The organism is Bacillus cereus group sp. RP32 (assembly GCF_040459735.1).
GTDB classification, from domain to species: domain Bacteria; phylum Bacillota; class Bacilli; order Bacillales; family Bacillaceae_G; genus Bacillus_A; species Bacillus_A wiedmannii.
In genome coordinates this window covers 2,805,910-2,825,996 of sequence record NZ_JARVHO010000001.1, presented here as the reverse complement: position 1 = coordinate 2,825,996, position 20,087 = coordinate 2,805,910, and the positions used below count along the sequence as shown (strand labels likewise).

Below are 20,087 nucleotides of genomic sequence, written 5' to 3'. Positions count from 1 at the left end.
TTGCGGAAACAAGTGCTTTTTTATTTAAGATGGTTTATATGGAATTTTAAACCATTATTTTATATAAAGTGGTAAGATAAATAGGGAAATGTGTAAGGGGGCGGGGGATTTGAAACTTAAAGAACTGGCGAATTTATTTTTGATTAAAGAGACCGTTGGGGATATGGATGTAGTAGTTTTCAATTGCCGCTTGTTCTGTTTTTATAACTTCAAATACATCATGTTCTTTACTATAAGTTTGTAATTTTGTTAACGCGGAATCCAGTAAGTTCATACATGTAACAGTACCACTAGCATTTTTTATTTTTTGTGCAATTGGAATACTATTTCTTCCAACGCCAGAGCCGAGGTCAAGTACTTGTAAAGAGTGTTTTTCTTCAAAGTAATCCATCAAGTCCAGAACTGTTTTAACCGGTTTATAAAGCCAAGAACCAGTTTCAAATAGTTTATATTGTTCATAGCAAAGGTCATGATATTTCTTTTCTTCGTTTCTTATGTGATCAATACGGTTCATATAGTTTCAGCTCCAATATTATTATTGCGAAATGAATGGGTAGGACAACCTTTTATATTTGTTTGAATTCGAAAAATACCACCAGCATGTGGATATATTTTTAATTCGTCATCCGTCATTCTTGTTCTGGCTGTTGTAACATATAGGTCTGTTAAATTAGGCCCTCCAAATGTACAAGACGTTACATATAGCGCTGGAATTGGGATACTTAATATTTGTTTTCCAGTTGAAGGATTCCATCTAGTAATCTTTGAGCCGCCCCAATGAGCAATCCATAAACATCCTTCCTCGTCTATTGTCATACCATCAGGTAGACCGTCATTTTTGGGAAAAATGATTACATCACTTGGATTACGAATTTCGCCAGTACTTATATCATAATGAAAACGAACTACTTTTTTAGTAGGTGTATCAATATAGTAAAGGTATGTATAATCAGGTGACCAAGCGATGCCATTTGATGTATTTACATGTGAAACTTTTTTCTCGACACTTAAATTGTTATTTAAACAATACAAGGAACCTGCAGCATTAATACCGTATATATCTGTAGTACCTGCCCAAAAACGACCTGCTGGATCGCATTTACCATCGTTAAAACGATTTTCAAATAAATGTGGTTCAGGGTCAAAAATATGTGTCAGTTTTTCGGTTTTTACATTAATAGAATAAAATCCGTTTTTCATAGCTAGGAGTAGTACGTCTTCTAAATATGGAACAACACAGCCGATTTGTTGATTGAGAGCGATTACTCGGTTTGTATTAGCCGTAGGATTATGTATGCATAATTGTTTCTCTATAATATCAACCCAGTATAAAAGTTGCTTTTTTTCATTCCAACAAGGCCCTTCAGCTAAACTAGCTTTCGCATCTAAAACTAATTCTATATTACTGACCAAGATGTTCACCTCGCTTTATAAGATATCTATATAATTCGATGAGAATAGAGGTAAACCTTTTAGTAAGAGGATATTAAGATTTTACTGTAGAAAACTGACTATCTTAAGCGATTAAAAAAATGTATAAACATGGAGAGGAAAATGCATATGATGTTTTATGAAATTGTTTGCTTTTCTTGTAAAAATATATTCCGTGTATACGAAGGAAGCGAAAAATATAAGCGATTTAAAGAGAAACCGAAAGGGACATATTGTTGTGATGAATGTAGTCATAAAATTCAATTAGAAGCAATAAAGCATTTGTTTAGATAGCTTTTTTGTCCGGAAAAGTTTGACAATAAAGGCGTTATAAATTATCATATGAAAAAACTAATATTTAATATGGCATGGAAGAGAAGAGTAGTTAAGAAAGAATACGTACAGAGAGCTCTGGTAGCTGAGAAAGAGCAGTATACATCTTAATGAAAAAAGACTTGGAGCTGCGCAAGGAACTAATTTGTTTAGGGATGGTGCGACGGGTTCTCCCGTTATAGAGATAGGGTATAAGCATATTTTGCCGTACCTGAAGAGGTTAATATGGCGACGTATTAACAAACTGAGGTGGTACCGCGAAGCTAACAACTCTCGTCCTCAAGATGAATAATCTTGGGGGTGGGAGTTTTTTTATTGCATAAAACTGAAAATGTGAAAACAAAAAATCAATTGAGGTGAGTAATATATGCATTGGGCGTATGAAGTAGCACATGAATTAATAAGAAAACATCCAAGCATGGAACAATTGTATTCGATTTGTCATCATGAAAATAAAAAAATAATGAAAGAAAATCAAAAACAATTATTTATTATTATATATAGGCTCATTATAAATCAGTCTAGCGGCCCACGTATACCGTTATTAATACATGTAGTAGGCATTGAAAAGTTCATCGCATTATTAGATTTCTAAAAATGCTAAAAGAAACGCAAGTACTCAGAAATCTAAGTACTTGCGTTTCAAATTTTGCTACCGTGAATACATTTTCGGACATTCATCCCCACGTGGTTCATAAAAGCAATGACTTTTAAATTGTCCCGCAAATGGCTGGTTATACCATTCAGGCGGACAAGCTCCAACTGGACGGAAATACCAAAGAGCCCATCGTGCTGGCCAGCGCCATTCACCTTGTAAAACTTTTCTTGCAATTTCTTTTTCAGAATCACGAGCACGCTGATAAAAATATCCGTATTGTACTGCTTCAAATCCACCGGGACTTTGATATACTGCGTCACGTACAGAACGAAGCTGTTTAAAATCTAAGCAATCACAAAATACACGATTTACTACTACGCAGCCAACAAGTTGTTCACCTTGTCGACCTTCTCCTTCAGCTTCTGCACGAATTAAACGAGCTAGCAAATCAACATCACTTTCGTTATATGGAATAAGGGGCATAGTGCTACCACCTTTCTTTATCTGTTATAGTAAAGAGTGTATGTATGAAAATAAGCTAAGTGCTTTTCTATATGTAAATTCATTAATTTTCACAAGGAGCTTTTATGAAAAAAGCTAATTAGTAATTGTAGACTAATGTAAAAGGGAGAGATAACGTGTATCGAATTCATAAAGACCATATTATTTACGCAATGTCACCAGAAAATAAGCCGTGTATGGAAGTAGAAATTGAGAGTCGTCTTGTATTTGAAACATATGATTGCTTTGAAAATCAAATTGAATCTGAAGATGTTGCGTTTCAAGAATTAGATTGGAACCGAATTAATCCGGCGACTGGGCCTGTATATATTAATGGTGCAGAACCTGGTGATATTTTAGTCGTAACGATTGAAAAGATTAACATCGCAGAGCAAGGTGTTTTAACTACAGGAGCGAATCTTGGCGTAATGGGTGAAGATCTAAATGAAAATACAGTGAAACTCGTCCCAATACATAATGAACATGTTTTGTTTTCAAATGAACTACAAATCCCGATTAATCCAATGATCGGTGTTATTGGTACTGCGCCGAAAGAAGAGAGTATTTCATGTGGCACACCGCATGATCATGGCGGGAACATGGATTGTAAAGAAATAAAAGAAGGGACAACATTATTATTACCTGTAAATGTTCCTGGTGCCCTATTAGCATTAGGCGATTTACACGCGACGATGGGTGATGGTGAAATTGGGGTTAGTGGAGTAGAGGTTGCTGGTGAGGTAACTGTTACAGTTCAAATTATAAAAGGAAAGAAATGGCCACTACCAATGGCGATCCAAAAAGAAAAAGTAATGACGATTGCTTCAGAGAAATTGTTAGATGATGCAGCGAATTGTGCTGTACGTAATATGGTGACATTTTTACATGAAGAATTAGAAATGTCTAAAGCTGATGCAACGCTTTTATTATCAGCTGCAGGCGATTTAAGAGTTTGCCAAGTTGTGGACCCGCTTAAAACAGCACGAATGGAACTACGTATGGATTATGTGGAGAAGCTAGGTTTTAATTTGAGTAAATTTCATATTAAATAAGAATGATAGAAGAAGGATGCTGTTGTATAAAAGTATCCTTTTTTGATTTACGGATGATATAAAAACAGGTAGTATTTATTTTATATAATTGAATATAAGATTGTGGATCGAAAAAGGAGTAAATACATGGTTAAAATTATGATTGTAGAAGACGATATGAAAATTGCAGAACTATTATCAACACATGTCGCGAAATACGGGTATGAAGGAATTATTGTATCGGATTTTCAAAATGTATTAAACATTTTTTTAGAAGAACAACCAGAGTTAGTTTTATTAGATATTAATTTACCAAGTTTTGATGGGTACTATTGGTGTCGTCAAATTCGCGGAGTTTCTACATGTCCGATATTATTTATTTCGGCTCGTGAAGGCACGATGGATCAAGTTATGGCGTTAGAAAACGGAGGCGATGATTTTATTTCAAAGCCTTTCCATTACGAAGTTGTAATGGCGAAAATTCGTAGCCATTTAAGACGTGCTTACGGGGATTATGCACCGAAAGTAGAAGAACGGATGATTGAGCAACAAGGCCTTTGTTTATATCCAGAAAGGCTTGTATTGAAGCTTAAGAATCAAGAGATTGATATAACGAGAAACGAAGCTATTTTATTAGAGATGTTAATGAAAAATTATCCGCGAGTTGTGGGTAGAGAAGTGTTGTTGAATAAATTATGGGATAGCGAATCTTATGTTGATGATAATACTTTAAGCGTAAATACAACTCGTGTGCGTAAAAAGTTAAAAACATTGCAGATTGAAGATGCAATTGAAACGATCCGTAGTGTCGGTTATAGATTACATATTACTTGGGATACTGGTATGGAGAAATGATAAGGTTGTTTATTCGTGATCATATACCACTTATTTGTTTTACAGTAATCCAGCTACTAGCCATATTTCTTGTATATTGGTTTGATGGGCATAATCATATTGCAACGGCATTATATGCAATGTTTTTAGGTGTCTTTTTTATGGTAGGTTATTTAGTATTTCGTTACTTTACCCATCGTACTTTCTATGAACGGTTAGCAAATCCGTTGAACTCTTTAGATGAGTCTGTTCAAAAATCAGATTTTGCGGTTTTATCTACTGCGCTTCAAGACTTGCTTGAGGAACAATATCGCCATTATCAAAATCAGCTCCAAATACAAGAGAGAAAAAATAATGATCATCTAACTTTTATGAATCAATGGATACATCAAATGAAAACACCTTTATCTGTAATAGAGTTAATTACACAGGATGAAGTAGATTCGCGTTTTGAAAGTATAAATGAGGAAACAGATAGGCTGAAAAAGGGGCTAGATATGGCTCTGTATGTCGCACGTTTAGAAGCATTTACACAAGATTTTTATGTGGAAAAAGTACAGCTACATAAAATAGTGAATGATTCTGTACATGAACATAAACGCTTCTTTATTCGGAATTTTGTATATCCAGAGCTCAAAATTGAAAAGGACATTACTGTAGAAAGTGATGCGAAATGGTTACAATTTTTAATTGGACAAATACTATCTAACGCGATTAAATATTCAGCTGGTAGTCGAGAGAAGATTAAAGTGAAAGCTTGTAAGGAAGATAATAACGTTATACTTGAAATTACCGATAATGGCGTAGGGATACCGAAGCAAGATTTACCAAGAGTGTTTAAACCTTTCTTTACAGGAGAAAACGGTAGAGATTTTAAAGAATCAACTGGAATGGGGCTATATCTTGTATATGAAATTACGAAACAATTAGGACATAGTGTAGAAATCGACTCAGAAGTTGGTAAAGGCACTGTTGTGCGAATTAAATTTTATAATGTGTAAATAAGTAATCTAGGCTAAAGAACTTTGGAGATAAGTTTTTTAGCCTTATTTTATAGCGATTATATGAAATGATAACAGGTCATCTTAGTATGTATAATGACACGCTAATAAATACGATTGTTAAATTAGAAGTATTTAATAAAAAGCTGATAAATAGTTTTTGTAAGTAAAAAGCCACCCCTTTGAAAGAGATAGCTTCATGAATCCGTCCTATGAATAAGTGTATCAACATTAATAAGTATAATGTTCGAATTCGTGATATGTATTGTGAATTATAATAGAATTAGTCTTTTGTTTTTTCATGATATTAAGCAAACAAACTTAATAATTTATATCCAATTAATCCTAAAATAGTGATAGGAACCATCATTAAGAAAGAAGAAATTCGATTAGCATTAGAGCGTTCTAACACAAGAATTAAGATAATCCCGACTATCACTTCGGTATATCCAACAGGTAACATGTGACTATAGTCTTCAAAATTTAAAAGAATGTGAAGTCCATCCGTTACAAAAACTCCACTAATAAGCGCGCTTCCGAATTTATGAAGTGGATTTGTAGTATCTTTCCATAGAAAACCTGCAATTCCAAAGATAGTTCCTCCTATACATGCACATACAATCCATACAGATATAAAATAAATAGAGTGAGCTACATTTTTAATAACTATTGCATAACCATAGTAGCCTAATACCATACCGAGTAGTGCAAGGATACCGGAAAGTATAGCTGTACGCTTAGAATAACTAAAGCTAGCCACAAAAAAGGATGGAACTAACCAAACACTTCCTAGATTAGCTAATGAATTCCAATGTCCTGGAAGTATACCTTGCCCCAATTTAGTTAGTATACCAACAATGATCCCTACTATAATCGGGATGAGAAAAATCCGTAAAAACATATTTAACTTTGTGATTTTTAATGTCCTGTCCATAAATTCAATCCTTACATTTATATTTTCTGCAAACATATAATAGCTTATTACAGGGGGATAATCAATAAAAATTTATCGAAAAACAATAAGTGGTTATTGGATAAAGAATAACATTTTGTTTTTATAATTAGGTGAATAAAATATCAAGAACTCGTTACTCAACCAAATGGTAAATCAAATAATATATGTAAGTAATGAAATTGCCCAAAACATGTAATTCAACTTAGTATAAATCTCTCGTATTTTGATGAAATGATTTATGATAAAAAAGAAACGAAAAGGGACTGATATAGTTTCTTCCTGTTTTTATTTACAATTTATTAGAAGGAGATATTTTTTACTAGTTGTGAATGATAGGGGGATTGTAATGGATATTCGAAAAATGAAATATTTTATAACGGTGGCAGAAGAATTAAATTTTAGTCGTGCAGCAGAACGTCTTATGATGGCACAACCTCCTTTAAGCCAAGAAATTCGTAAATTAGAAGATGAATTAGGGGTCCAACTTTTTCATCGAACAAAAAGAATAGTTGAGCTTACCGATGCTGGCAAAATATTTTTAGAAGGTGCGCGACAAACACTGCTTCAAGTAGATAGAACTATTAAGGAAACACAGCTTGCGGATGAAGGAAAGGTAGGACATTTAATCATCGGTTTTGTCGATTCTACAGAAACGGTTATAAACATATTAAAAACATTTCGAGAACGGTTTCCAAAAATTCAGCTTATATTACGCGAGATGACAACAGACCAGCAAATAAAAGCACTCTATGAAAAACAAATTCATATTGGATTTATTCGTTCTAAGCAGAATAATGAAATATTGTCTTCCGAAGTTTGTTCTAAAGAACGTTTAAAATTGGTTTTACATGAAAATCACGCATTAGTTTCGTTACCTAATATTTCTATTAAAGAACTAGTAGATGAACCATTTGTTTTATTTCCTCGTCATTTCGGTACTAACTTTTATGATTTAATTATTAGTTACTTTTGGGAACATGGAGTAAGTTTAAATATTGTTCAAGAAGCAATTCAAATGCAGACGATTGTTAATTTAGTTGCAGCAGGAATGGGGATTTCTGTCGTTCCATCATCGGTGGAGAGTTATAAAAAATCGGGAGTCATATATAAAGACATTCAGGAACATACACCGGAAATAAACTTATACGCTGGATGGAGGCAGGATGAAAAGTCTGTCGTGCTCGAGAACTTCTTATCAGTTGTTAGAGAGATTTATACGACTTCACAATTTGAATTTAAAAAGTAAAGGCCCATCTTGATTGGATGGGCAGTAGTGATTTGGGAAAGGTACTATATTTATTGTTAAATCACTGACGATTTAACCTGTTTTACTTGGGTCATACTCAATGAAACCTTTTAGCACACTATCAATTTGACCCATAATTTCAGGTGACAATGTAATACTAGAGGCAATTACATTTTCTCTTATTTGCTCCGGATTGGAAGCGCCAATAATAGCAGAGGAAACAGCTGGATTTTGTAGTACCCAAGCAACTGCGAGTTGAGGTAGGGTGAGATGATTTTCTTGTGCAATAGGATTAAGTTTTTGTATAGCAGTAAGTACATTATCACTCATCCAACGTTGTACGAGTTTATTGAAAAATGGTTTTCCAGCATCTGAATTAGCACGTGATTGAGTCGGCAATGGTTTACCTGGTTGATATTTTCCAGTGAGAATACCTTGTGCGAGGGGAGACCAAACAACTTGACCAAGTCCTTCACGTTGACATGTAGGTATTATATCTGTTTCGATCACTCGCCATAACATCGAATATTGAGGCTGGCTAGCGATAAGAGGAATGTTCAATTCTCGGGCAAGTGCTGCACCGCGTGTGATTTGCTCCGATGTCCATTCACTTACACCTAAATAAAGAACTTTACCTTGTCTTACAAGATCTGAGAAAGCTAACATTGTTTCTTCAAGAGGAGTTGTTGTATCGAATCGATGTGCATAATAGACATCAATGTAGTCTGTATGTAGCCGTTGTAACGATGCATTACAATTTTCTATAATATGTTTTCGTGATAAACCTCGATCATTTTTTCCAGGTCCGGTCGGATGGCATACTTTTGTACAAAGTTCTATACTTTCTCGGCGTGTCCCTTTCAAAGAGCGACCAAGTACTTCCTCGGCAATAGTGTCCGAATAAACATCTGCAGTATCGAACGTTGTAATTCCAACATCTAATGCGGCTTTCACACATTCATTTGCAATATCTTCATTTACTTTTCCGCCATGGTTTATCCAGTTCCCGTATGCAATCTTGCTTACTGTTAATCCACTGTTTCCTAGTTTGCTAAATTCCATTGTAGAATCCCTCCTTAAAAATGATAACTTTATTATAAAAACTGAAATGTAGTCTGTATAATATATAATTAATCTTAAATTTATATAAAAATTATATAAGAGGGGTTGCTTAGAAGTTTCTTGCTAGGGAAATCTAAAGCAAGTAGTACAACAAATGTAATTTGTGATTGTTCAATTTGAAGTTAAGAAATGATAAATAGACCTAGAAGAAAGCAATCTTTATAATAGCACATATATTTGCATTTACTCATACAGTACTATCATGGTACAATATGGTTACTAACAACGGAAAGGAATGATGGGTGGACGATGATTAACTAATCTTATTTTTAAATGTTGAAATTCAATAAATTTCAATTTCTAAAAAATAGGATTAGTCTGCCCAATTTCCATAAACGGTATTGCTATTTATGTTGCGCAATAGCTTATTTGGGTATAAATATTTTAATGACTAATCCTGCCAAATTTATTTGGGAGGATTTTTTTATTCTCCCTTAATGAAAGGGATCGGTATTATGAAAGAACTATTAAAATTAAATGATGTTTATGTTGAAATAAAGGAAAATACTTTGTTAGAGAAAATGAATGTGACAGTAAAACAAGGGGATGTTATCGGATTAATTGGTAAAAACGGGGCTGGTAAATCAACGTTACTTCAATTAATAAATGGGAAGATTGAACCGTCAAAAGGCACTGTTGAATGGATGCAAATGAATATGACAACTGCATATGTTGAACAAGAAAAAGAATCTTTCGTTAGCAAGGATATGATTGCAAAGGAAGCAGAACTTCTTGCGAAATGGGGCGTACCAACGAACGATTTTCTTACTTTAAGTGGTGGTGAAAAGCTGAAAGTTCGATTGGCAAAAGGGTTTGCTGAAAATCCTAATGTCTTAATATTAGACGAACCGACAAATCATCTAGATGAGATGAGTACGGAATTTCTCATTAAACAAATTAAAAATATGAAAGGTACAGTTATCGTCGTATCGCATGATCGATATTTTTTAGATGTTGTTGCAACTAGAATATGGTCAATTGAGGATAAGAAATTAATTGACCATAGCGGGAATTATACGAGTTATATGAAAGCACGTGAGCAGAAAAGAATGACGCAGCAGCGTGAATATGAAAAACAACAAAAAAAGATAGAACAAGTAGAAACTCATATAAAAGAATTAAGTTCATGGTCACAAAAGGCACATGCACAGTCTACAAAACAAGAAGGGGTTAAAGAATTTTATCGTGTAAAAGCGAAACGCATGGATGCACAAGTGAAGTCAAAACGAAAACGTCTTGAAAAAGAGCTAGAGAAAACGAAGGTAGAACGTGTGAAAGAGGAATATTCAGTTGAATTCTCTATTCAAGCGAGTAAAAAAGTAGGAAAACGCTTTTTAGAAGTAAAGCAATTAAAAAAAGAATTTCATGGAAAAACATTATTTGAAAACGTTAATTTTACAATTCAACATGGTGAGAAGGTTGCGATTGTTGGACCAAATGGTAGCGGGAAAACAACATTACTGAAGATGATTATGGGGGTGGAAACTGCTGAAGGAGAAGTATGGATTTCACCATCAGCAAACATCGGTTATTTAACACAAGAAGTATTTGATTTACCGCTGGAAAAAACACCAGAAGATTTATTTTTCAAAGAGACGTTTGAAGAAAGAGGAAAAGTCCAAAATTTAATGAAACATTTAGGATTCCAAGCCTCTCAGTGGAAAGAGCCGATTGAACATATGAGTATGGGGGAACGAGTGAAGTGTAAGTTAATGTCTTATATTTTAGATGAAAAAGATGTACTCATTTTGGATGAGCCGACGAATCATCTTGATCTGCCTTCACGTGAACAACTTGAAAATACATTAGCTGAGTATAACGGAACACTCGTTATCGTTTCTCACGATCGATATTTTCTGGAGAAAACAACTAACACAAAACTTGTGTTTTTAAACAATACGATACAAAAACAGCTAGAAGAACCTACGAAAACAAGGGATGAAATTGAAGAGCTACGTTTAACGTTAGAAACAGAAAGACAAGAAGTATTAGGGAAATTAAGCTTTTTAACTTCTAAAGACAAAGAATATAAAGAACTAGATGAACGGTTTATGGAACTTACGAAGCAGATTAAGGCGCTTTAACGTAAGTAGGGGGGATTAACATGGGAGAAGAGAGTTTGACTAATTTATTTAGAATAGATTGTGGAGGTATATACCTGCAAGAGTTTACGGTGAAAGATGCAGAGAGTATTTATAAAATAGCAAATCAACCGGAGATAGCAAAGTTTTTACCGGACTGGAAATCAACGAAAGAACAAAGGGTTGATTGGGTTGCAAATTATGAAATACAAGAAAATAAAGCGTTTCTTCATGCAGTTAGAACTACGAATAACATAGATGACCATATATTAAAGCTAGGAATATTCAAGAAATCGCCTAATGAATTTGTTGGATGGTGCTGCACAAGTATGAAAGATGAGCTTCCTTCACCAAATAGAGAAATTATGTATGCCGTTTCAAGTGAATATCATAATAAAGGTTATGCAACGAAAGCGACAAAAGGCTTAATCGATTATTTGTTTAAAAATACAAATGTAGATGTCCTTAACGCAATTGCAGTAATAAACAACGTACCGTCAAATAAAGTTATTGAAAAATGCGGGTTTACTTATTTGGGTCAACAGATGATAGAAAATCAAATTTATAATCATTATGTATTGAGTAAATCCGGATGGATAAAAAATAGTGCTCTTTAAAGGGAGCGATTAAGCAATGCAAAAAAGCTTAGAACTAAAACTCTAAGCTTTTTTGCATTTATATAATAAAGATTTGATATACAATTGTATTTTCTACCACTATACAATTATTATAAGATAGTCATGCGTTAATTTTAGTTTGAAAACAGTTTTGTTGTCAGTTTTTTTAGAAATCTTACAAGCGTGTAAGATAAATGAAAGATGAATCAATATGAGCATTAAGACAATTCATTTACACTCTATTGTGAGAAGTGCAAATGAAGGGAGAATAGAAATGGAAATTTTACATGCGAAAAATATTAGTAAAGTATATAAAGGGAAAATACCTTTTAAAGCATTAGTAGATATTGATTTATCAATTCAAGAAGGTGAATTTATAGGAATCATGGGGCCATCCGGTAGCGGGAAAACTACGCTATTAAATATGGTATCTACTATTGATTCTCCGTCCTCAGGAGAAATTTTAATAAATGGTACAAATCCTTTCCAGTTATCATCAGAAGATTTAGCTTTGTTCCGCAGGAAACAATTAGGATTTGTTTTTCAATCATTTAATCTACTTAGCACACTTACAGTAAAGGAAAATATCGTATTGCCGATGACTTTAGATGGTGTTTCTGTGCGAGAAATGAACAAAAGAGTAGAAGAAATTGCAGAGAAATTAAATATTACAGATATATTGAATAAAAGAACGTTTGAAATTTCAGGGGGACAAGCTCAAAGAACAGCAATTGCTCGTGCAATTGTTCATAAGCCGCAATTATTACTTGCAGATGAACCAACGGGGAATTTAGATTCTAAATCTTCAAATGATGTAATGGAGATGTTAGATACTCTAAATAAGGAAGAAAAAGCTACGATGATGTTAGTGACTCATGATCCGTATGCAGCGAGTTTTTGCAGCCGAGTAATTTTTATTAAAGATGGTCAACTATATAACGAGATTTATCGTGGTGAAAGCAGGCAAGCTTTCTATCAAAAGATTATGGATGTCCTTTCTTTGTTAGGAGGGAAAAGGCATGACTTTTCGTCAATTCGCATTTAATAATATTTTTCGTAATAAGCGTACATATGCTGCCCATTTTTTAAGTAGTGCATTTTCGATTATGATTTTCTTTACGTATGCACTTTTATTATTCCATCCTGATTTACAGGGGGAGTTGAAATCGACAAGTGCAACAATAAGTGCATTTGGTACATTGGGATTTTCAGTTTCGCAAGGATTAATTTTTGTATTTTCATTTTTCTTCATTTTATATTCAATTAGTTCGTTTTTAAAAACACGTAAGAAAGAATTTGGCATTTTAATGATGCAAGGTATGTCAATGAGACAGCTTAAGAAACTAGTATTAATTGAAAATATGTTGATTGGACTTGGTTCAATTTGTATAGGGATTTTCATTGGACTCATATTTTCTAAACTAGTCTTATTGATAAGTGCAAGTGTATTAATGATTAATAATGGTTTACCTTTTTATTTACCGGTGCAGGCTGTATTATTAACAGTTATCACATTTCTTTTCTTATTTTTAATTGTTTCATTATTTACATTTAAAATGATAAAAGTAACGGAACTTGTGGAACTTATTCGAGCAGAGGAAAAGCCAAAACCTGAACCGAAATCTTCAGTTTTATTATCTCTACTTTCTTTAATTTGTATAGGTTATGGATATATTTCAGTATTTCGTTTTATCCCAAGTACTAATTTTATTACGCTTGGAATAGGTGTGCTCCTAGTAATTATAGGAACGTACTTTTTATATACACAGTGTAGCGTGTATATACTGTACCTTGCTAAAAGAAGAGAATCTTTCTTTTTAAAGAGAACAAATATATTAACATTTTCTGAATTAATTTACCGTATGAAAGATAATGCAATGATGTTTTTTATAGTATCTATTATTTCAGCAGTGGCATTTACAGCAATCGGTACAACAGCTGCCATTGGGAATAGGGATTTAGTATGGATGACAAATCCATATACATTTCTGTATGAAAGCTCTGAAAATAACAAATTGTTAGATAAACATCTCTCAATGATAAAAAAACATCTCGCGGATGCAAATATTCCGTACCGAATGGCTCCATCTTCAAATAAATTTACAGAAAGTAACGTAAATGTATTGAAGTTAAGTGAATATAACGAACTTGCGAGAGCACTCGGGTATAAACAAGAAACGATTGAAAAAGACGATGAAATCTTACTAATCCCTGGAAGAGTATCACAAAAACAAGAATTTAAAAATGGTGACTATAAAAAAAATATTGAAGTCATTCAAGGAGATTGGACAAACACATTTCGTGTGAAGAAAACTGTAGAGAATTTAGTTTTACCACATGACTCTAGTAGTATTTATATTGCTGTTCAAGATCATGTGTATGATGAAATTCCTCTGACGAGTAATCCAGAGGATGAAAATATTCAATATCGTACTTACGGATTTGTTGTAGATGATTGGATAAGAACGAAAGAGATTTCAAATCAATTAAAGAGTATATTCGATAAAGATCTTAGGGACAGAGAGTTCTACTTTGAAGCTTTAACATTAAACTTGTTGGAAGCAAAGCAAAAGAATGGTTTATTACTTATGGTAAGTGTTTTAGTCGGAATTGTTTTCTTTACATTTGCTGCTAGTTTTATTTATTTCCGATTATATACTGATTTGAACCGTGATCAACAACAATATAAAATGATTTCGAAAATGGGATTAAGTAAACGAGAGTTAAAAAAAATCGTAACGAGACAGTTAGTATTAATGTTCTTCTTACCAATTATCATTGCAGTGATTCATACTGTAGTTGCGTATACAGCACTGCAACAATTAGTCAGTTTTTCTATTTTAAACAGCTCGATTTTTATTTTAATTTCATTTATATGTATACAAGTTTTATATTTCTTTATCACTCGTTGGCGTTACCTACAAAAGCTTTATAAGACTATGGAGCAATAAAGGATACCAACTAATAAGATTACAGAAAAACATGTGAATAATATGAATTATGAAAGGAATTGTAATGAAAAGAACATTAACTATTTTTATGTTCACTATTTTTTTAATAAGCTTTAGTGCATGCTCTAAAAAGGATAACTCATTTCCTGCAAACGGTGTATTAATTATTGGAAATGAAAATAATATTTCACCAATTATTAATCGTTATCAGGAAATTGCGAAAGAAAATGAAGTGTTTTCTGTGAAAAAAGGGGAAGTTGGAAATGGGAAAGTCTTAATTTTAAATGAATCTACAGCACAAGCATTGATTAAAGAAAAACTTTTTCGAAAACAAGATAATGGCTCTGATCATATTATAGATACGTTACCGAAATTCCCAAAAGAAGGATCGCTATTATTTACAAATGAAGACGATAAGACTATGAAAAGTATTAAAATAGGAGGGGAAGAGATTCCTGTTACATACGATAGTGATGCCTGGATAGGCAACAATCGTAACTATTCAACGGAATGGTATATGATTGTAGCAAAAAATAGTGTGTATAAAGAAATAAAGGCAAATGAAATAAAAATGCATCTTCTTCATTTGGAAAAATCCCTAGGTGACAAAAAACCTAAAATGTCAACAGATAATACATTGATTAATGAAAATGTCAAAGTAAAAAAGTTAATTAAAGGTTTGGAAGGAGAAGTATCTTTTCAGTTTGTAACGATTGGCGAAACACCTTAAAAAAGAGTTCGAAGTTGGTGGGAATTTCATCAGCTTCGAACTCTTTTTAGTTTATAGACCATTCATATAAAAAAGATTACATTACTTCATTTAATCTAGTCTCGTTTGTTTCCTCAATCGCATTTGTATTTTGAGCTTCTTTTTCTTTACGAACTTTTTGTAGCATTTCAAGGATGATCCATAAAGGAACACCTTTATCTTTTAACATCTTCCATAAATCTAATTCGTTAAATTTATGCTCAGGCTGTTTCATTTCCTTTTCAGATGAACTAATATCGAACTTGATTGGATCATTTGATTTTGTATCTTCAAGTTTACTAGAAGATATATTATTACGCTCATGTGTAGCAGGAGTTAATTTAGTAGATTGAGATAGGGTATGAGTATGTAAACCGATTTGCATATCGCTTTACCTCCTTTTCATGTAATGAAGATAGTTTTTTTATAATGTATAGATTGGTTTTACATGAGGAAACTATATTTAATTATAAATTCAAATAAACAGATTTACAAGTTGTATCGTAAAAAGTAAATGCTTACTTGAATTAATATTTATCAACATTTGTATATGTTTTCAATATATACAAGGAATATAAAATAATTTACATTATGTTTAAGTTATTAAAGCATGCTGTAAATTAAAAAATGTAAACGTTTTATTAGGGGGAGGAAGCATGGGGAAATTATTTTTAAAAATATGTTTATTCGCAATAGGGACTGTGTTTTTATTCGCAGCAAAAATAACTTACGCTGAAGAGAAACAACAAAATAATTATCCTATCATACTAGTGAATGGATTTGCTGGGTGGGGTAGAGAGGAAATGTTAGGGGTTAAATATTGGGGTGGTGTTCATGATATACAAGAAGATTTAAAAAGAAGTGGCTATACAGTACATACTGCTGCTGTTGGACCTGTTTCTAGTAACTGGGATCGTGCATGTGAATTATATGCGCAAATTAACGGTGCTACAGTAGACTACGGTGCCGCACATGCTGAGAAACATGGACATAATCGTTTTGGTAGAACTTATAGTGGTTTTGCACCGAATTGGAGTGAAACAAATAAAGTTCATTTAGTTGGGCATAGCATGGGCGGACAAACGATTAGAACATTAGTACAGCTATTAAAAGAAGGTAGTTTTGAAGAAAAAAATCATGTGAAAAATCATCCGAACACGAATATATCACCACTATTTGAGGGCAAGAAATCATATGTTCATAGTGTGACAACATTAGCAACTCCTCACAATGGCACGACACTTGCGGATAGTAGTCTTCTACTACCGTTCGTTAAAGATTTACTCATTACAGCAGCAAGTTTTGGAGGGAATAATAATTTATCGTTATATGATTTTAAATTGGATCAATGGGGTATAAAAAAGAATACTGGAGAGTCTTTTTTCCAATATACTAATCGTATTGTAAATAGTTCACTTTGGAAAGATACAAAAGATATAAGTCAATGGGATTTAAGTACAGATGGTGCAAAGGAGCTTAATAATTGGGTAAAGACGCAATCAGATGTGTATTACTTATCATATAGTGGTCATGCATCACAAGCGGCACCTATAACAGGTTTACATCTACCTCATATAACGATGAATAAAGTGTTAATGGGTAATGCGTTTTTCTTAGGTTCCTATGCAAGATATGAAGAAAATCGACCATTAATTGATACTTCTTGGTGGCAAAATGACGGTGTAGTAAATACAAATTCTATGGTCGCGCCCTCATCTAATGCTATTGTAAATAGTAATGAGCCTTTACAGATTGGGAAATGGAATCATATTGAAACAAAAGCAAATTGGGACCATCTCGATATGGTAGGACTTAGTGTTTCAGATACGTTAGGTTTTTCTAGCATTCAAGAGTTTTATAGAACAATTGCAGAAAAGTTATTAAGATTACCAAAATAGGTAATAATAAAGCGCTTTCGATGGAATTCGAGGGCGCTTTATATTATATTGAAAGAGGGATATGGTAGAAAAATAAGGGGGATATTATGAAAATAAAAGTTGTATTATCAGGATATGGAACAGTAGGAAGAGAGTTTATAAAATTACTAAATGAAAAATATTCATATATATATGAAACATATGGTATAGAGTTAGTTTTAAGTGGCGTTTTAGGTAGAAATGTTGCAATTCATAATGAGGATGGCTTATCTATTCATCACTTATTAAGGTATGGTGGCGGTAGCTCTGCAATTGAAGAATATATTGAACATCATCCGAAGGAACGAGCAACAGATAACATAAGTGGTACTGTACTGGTGGAATCGACTGTTACAAATCTTAAAGATGGAAATCCAGGAAAACAATATATAAAACAAGCGATTGAGAAACATATGGATATAGTAGCAATTTCAAAAGGTGCACTTGTTACAAACTGGAGAGAAATAAATGAAGCAGCAAAAATTGCAAATGTACGAATTCGATATAGTGGTGCAACTGCTGCGGCATTACCGACACTAGATATTGGGCAATTTAGTTTAGCTGGATGCCATATTGAAAAAATAGAAGGAATATTAAACGGGACTACAAATTATATTCTTTCAAAAATGAATGAGGAAGATATTACGTTTGAAGAAGCACTGAAAGAAGCGCAAAGTAAAGGAATTGCTGAAACGAACCCAATATTAGATGTAAGTGGTTCTGATAGTGCGTGTAAATTGTTACTTTTGGCAAACAGTTTAATGGGAACAGAAAATACGCTTACTGATATACATATAAAAGGTATTGAACATGTTACAAAACAACTAATTCGAAATGCTAAAGAACAAAATAAATATATTAAATTAATAGCTTCAGCATATACGGATAAGGATGGTAAAGTGGCTCTTCATGTGGAACCACACGAAATAGATAAAGATCATCCGCTAGCAAATGTAAATGGGACAGAAAAAGGAATTACCTTCTTTACTGATACGATGGGGCAAGTTACTACAATTGGTGGTGCTTCCAATCCACGCGGAGCCGCAGCAGCAGCTTTAAAAGATGTAATTAACTTATACCGCAAAGATTTATCCCTTAGTAATAGGCAGTAAAATGCCTGTTACTAAGGGATAATAATCAGTGGGTGATAATCAGCCCCATTGATTAAAGTTCCACTTTATAAGACCGTACCGCCCTTTATAAAAAATACATATGTAGTGGACCTTTTGAGAATGAAATAAATATGCAAAAATGATTGCAGGGGGTAAGGAATTGTTTAAAGATTTTAAAGTTGTGAAAGATCGTCCCGTTTATATTCAATTGAAAGATTATTTGAAAAAGATGATTATGAAAGGTCATTTGCTCGGGGATCAAAAAATCCCTTCAACTAGGGAACTAAGTGAATTACTAAGTGTGAGCAGAAATACTGTACTCGCTGCTTATGCGGATTTAGAGCAAGAAGGACTCATTTATGCAGTTAAAGGTAAAGGGAATTTTGTAGCGAAGGTTGATATATCGAACACTTCGTCTGTTGAAATAGATTGGAAACATAAACTTAATACAGTTACCTTATTAGCGGATGAATTAGATTTAATGAAACATGGTGTTCGCTGGGAAAAAGGAATGATTGTTTTTAATAGCATTGCTCCGGACGAAAAGCTATTTGATGTGGAAAATTTCAAAAGAGCTTTTCTTACTCGTATGTCCATTGAAGGGGATGTCGTATTAAACTACGGATACGCAAAAGGTTATAGACCTTTAATGAATTATCTACTTCATTATATGGAAATGAAAGGTGTAGATATTTCGAACAAAGATATTTTAATTACAAATGGATTTACAGAAGGATTAGACATCGTGCTATCCTCGTTATCGAAGAAATCAGGGCGGGTTATTTGTGAGAATCCAACTCACCATGCTGCATTGAAGCTTTTCCGTTTACATGGACTTGAAGTTCACGGAATTAATATGAATGAAGATGGCATCGATACGAACGAAGTAGAAAAAAGTTTGCGTGAAAAAGAGTTTGATTTCGCATATTTAATTCCTTCCTATCATAATCCAACCGGTATTGTTACGAGTTCGGAGAAAAGAACGGAACTGATGAGATTATTCTCCAAATATAAGGTTCCTATTATAGAAGATGGATTTAATGAAGAACTACGTTATTCAGGTTCACACTTAGCACCATTATTAACTTTTGCTGGCGCTGGTAATAATGTAATTTATATTAGTAGCTTTTCAAAGGTGCTTTTCCCTGGTTTACGTGTAGGCTGGATCATCGCAGATAAAGAACTGATTCATCATTTAGAAAGTGTAAAAAGAGCAAGAACGATTCACACATCTACGTTAGATCAAGCTGTTCTATTTCAATATTTACATGAAGGATATTTTGAAAAATATTTAAAAAAGGCAAGATCAGTTTATAAGAAGAAATATGAGTTAGCTGTTGGGGCGTGTAACGAGTACATTCCGTTTCAAAGAATGACCGGTGATGGTGGACTTCATTTATTTATAGAGTTAGAAGAAAAAATTCATGCCCGCACACTTTTACAAAAGTGTTATGAGCAAGGGGTTACATTTTCTCCTGGAGATGTTTTTTATTCTGATGGAGGAGGAGCGACTACTTTTCGATTAGGATTTTCACGTCTGAAAGAAGAAGAAATAGTTCGTGGAATCAAAATAATCGGTGATACAATAAAAACTGAAATTTGGAGTTGAG

Annotated in this window: 18 protein-coding genes, 2 pseudogenes and 1 other annotated feature; of the genes and pseudogenes, 14 read left to right on the top strand and 6 right to left on the bottom strand. The window is 33.3% G+C overall.

Annotation, left to right across the window (positions count from 1 at the left end):
* Nucleotides 1–166: 166 nt before the first annotated feature.
* Both QCI46_RS14640 and QCI46_RS14635 read right to left on the bottom strand, forming a co-directional pair.
* Nucleotides 167–514 (bottom strand): annotated as a pseudogene (locus tag QCI46_RS14640) (class I SAM-dependent methyltransferase); the annotation flags it as partial.
* The gene (locus QCI46_RS14635) at nucleotides 511–1,413 is read right to left on the bottom strand and encodes an SMP-30/gluconolactonase/LRE family protein (RefSeq protein ID WP_353840668.1); all 903 of its coding nucleotides are present in this window, start codon (nucleotides 1,411–1,413) and stop codon (nucleotides 511–513) included. The gene QCI46_RS14635 and the pseudogene QCI46_RS14640, both read right to left, overlap by 4 nt.
* A 141-nt stretch (nucleotides 1,414–1,554) precedes the next feature.
* On the opposite strand from QCI46_RS14635, the gene QCI46_RS14630 reads away from it, so the two are divergent.
* A complete protein-coding gene (locus QCI46_RS14630) occupies nucleotides 1,555–1,725 on the top strand; it encodes a DUF2197 domain-containing protein (RefSeq protein ID WP_064774857.1) in 171 nt (56 codons plus the stop codon).
* A gap of 66 nt (nucleotides 1,726–1,791) precedes the next feature.
* Nucleotides 1,792–2,048 (top strand) — a binding site (T-box leader).
* A 134-nt stretch (nucleotides 2,049–2,182) separates the two neighbouring features.
* Nucleotides 2,183–2,359, top strand: a pseudogene (locus QCI46_RS14625) (lysine--tRNA ligase); the annotation flags it as partial.
* A 57-nt stretch (nucleotides 2,360–2,416) separates the two neighbouring features.
* Here QCI46_RS14625 and QCI46_RS14620 read toward each other — a convergent pair.
* Nucleotides 2,417–2,845: a cell wall hydrolase gene (locus QCI46_RS14620; RefSeq protein ID WP_001128407.1), complete on the bottom strand. Its 429-nt coding sequence runs from the start codon at nucleotides 2,843–2,845 to the stop codon at nucleotides 2,417–2,419.
* Between the two features lie 155 nt (nucleotides 2,846–3,000).
* Between QCI46_RS14620 and QCI46_RS14615 the strand changes: the two genes are divergently transcribed.
* From QCI46_RS14615 to QCI46_RS14605, 3 genes are all read left to right on the top strand, one after another.
* Nucleotides 3,001–3,915: an acetamidase/formamidase family protein gene (locus QCI46_RS14615; RefSeq protein WP_353840666.1), complete on the top strand. Its 915-nt coding sequence runs from the start codon at nucleotides 3,001–3,003 to the stop codon at nucleotides 3,913–3,915.
* Between the two features lie 126 nt (nucleotides 3,916–4,041).
* Nucleotides 4,042–4,749, top strand: coding sequence for a response regulator transcription factor (locus QCI46_RS14610; RefSeq protein WP_166704948.1), 708 nt, complete (start codon nucleotides 4,042–4,044; stop codon nucleotides 4,747–4,749).
* Nucleotides 4,746–5,729, top strand: a complete 984-nt coding sequence (locus QCI46_RS14605; protein WP_353840665.1) for a sensor histidine kinase — start codon at nucleotides 4,746–4,748, stop codon at nucleotides 5,727–5,729. The genes QCI46_RS14610 and QCI46_RS14605 overlap by 4 nt, the downstream gene beginning before the upstream one ends.
* Before the next feature lie 307 nt (nucleotides 5,730–6,036).
* On the opposite strand, the gene QCI46_RS14600 is transcribed toward QCI46_RS14605, so the two are convergent.
* Nucleotides 6,037–6,663, bottom strand: a complete 627-nt coding sequence (locus QCI46_RS14600) for a DUF6518 family protein (protein ID WP_353840664.1) — start codon at nucleotides 6,661–6,663, stop codon at nucleotides 6,037–6,039.
* 367 nt (nucleotides 6,664–7,030) lie between these two features.
* On the opposite strand from QCI46_RS14600, the gene QCI46_RS14595 reads away from it, so the two are divergent.
* Nucleotides 7,031–7,930, top strand: a complete 900-nt coding sequence (locus QCI46_RS14595; protein WP_327960952.1) for a LysR family transcriptional regulator — start codon at nucleotides 7,031–7,033, stop codon at nucleotides 7,928–7,930.
* A gap of 72 nt (nucleotides 7,931–8,002) precedes the next feature.
* Here the strand turns inward: QCI46_RS14595 and QCI46_RS14590 are convergent, their stop codons facing one another.
* Nucleotides 8,003–8,992, bottom strand: a complete 990-nt coding sequence (locus QCI46_RS14590; protein WP_353840663.1) for an aldo/keto reductase family protein — start codon at nucleotides 8,990–8,992, stop codon at nucleotides 8,003–8,005.
* A gap of 515 nt (nucleotides 8,993–9,507) precedes the next feature.
* Between QCI46_RS14590 and abc-f the strand changes: the two genes are divergently transcribed.
* The 5 genes from abc-f to QCI46_RS14565 all read left to right on the top strand — a co-directional run bounded on the left by abc-f (nucleotide 9,508) and on the right by QCI46_RS14565 (nucleotide 15,431).
* Complete coding sequence (gene abc-f / locus QCI46_RS14585; protein ID WP_353840661.1) at nucleotides 9,508–11,136, top strand: ribosomal protection-like ABC-F family protein; 1,629 nt, start codon at nucleotides 9,508–9,510, stop codon at nucleotides 11,134–11,136.
* A 20-nt stretch (nucleotides 11,137–11,156) separates the two neighbouring features.
* Complete coding sequence (locus QCI46_RS14580) at nucleotides 11,157–11,750, top strand: GNAT family N-acetyltransferase (RefSeq protein WP_353840659.1); 594 nt, start codon at nucleotides 11,157–11,159, stop codon at nucleotides 11,748–11,750.
* A gap of 274 nt (nucleotides 11,751–12,024) precedes the next feature.
* Nucleotides 12,025–12,795 carry an ABC transporter ATP-binding protein gene (locus QCI46_RS14575; protein ID WP_327960960.1) on the top strand — a complete coding sequence of 257 codons (771 nt, stop codon included), beginning with the start codon at nucleotides 12,025–12,027 and terminating at the stop codon, nucleotides 12,793–12,795.
* Entirely contained in the window at nucleotides 12,770–14,701 is a 1,932-nt protein-coding gene (locus tag QCI46_RS14570; protein ID WP_353840657.1) for an ABC transporter permease, read from the top strand. The genes QCI46_RS14575 and QCI46_RS14570 overlap by 26 nt, the downstream gene beginning before the upstream one ends.
* Before the next feature lie 49 nt (nucleotides 14,702–14,750).
* Entirely contained in the window at nucleotides 14,751–15,431 is a 681-nt protein-coding gene (locus QCI46_RS14565) for a lipoprotein BA_5634 family protein (RefSeq protein ID WP_353840656.1), read from the top strand.
* A gap of 76 nt (nucleotides 15,432–15,507) precedes the next feature.
* Here QCI46_RS14565 and QCI46_RS14560 read toward each other — a convergent pair whose 3' ends face one another.
* On the bottom strand, nucleotides 15,508–15,834 hold the full coding sequence (locus tag QCI46_RS14560) for a DUF3914 domain-containing protein (RefSeq protein ID WP_210627385.1): 327 nt from the start codon (nucleotides 15,832–15,834) through the stop codon (nucleotides 15,508–15,510).
* A gap of 271 nt (nucleotides 15,835–16,105) precedes the next feature.
* On the opposite strand from QCI46_RS14560, the gene QCI46_RS14555 reads away from it, so the two are divergent.
* From QCI46_RS14555 to pdxR, 3 genes are all read left to right on the top strand, one after another.
* Nucleotides 16,106–17,347: an esterase/lipase family protein gene (locus QCI46_RS14555; RefSeq protein WP_353840655.1), complete on the top strand. Its 1,242-nt coding sequence runs from the start codon at nucleotides 16,106–16,108 to the stop codon at nucleotides 17,345–17,347.
* A gap of 86 nt (nucleotides 17,348–17,433) precedes the next feature.
* Nucleotides 17,434–18,477 carry a homoserine dehydrogenase gene (locus QCI46_RS14550; protein WP_353840654.1) on the top strand — a complete coding sequence of 348 codons (1,044 nt, stop codon included), beginning with the start codon at nucleotides 17,434–17,436 and terminating at the stop codon, nucleotides 18,475–18,477.
* Nucleotides 18,478–18,637: 160 nt separating this feature from the next.
* Nucleotides 18,638–20,086, top strand: coding sequence for a MocR-like pyridoxine biosynthesis transcription factor PdxR (pdxR, locus tag QCI46_RS14545; RefSeq protein WP_046959518.1), 1,449 nt, complete (start codon nucleotides 18,638–18,640; stop codon nucleotides 20,084–20,086).
* The last annotated feature ends 1 nt before the right edge of the window (nucleotide 20,087 follow it).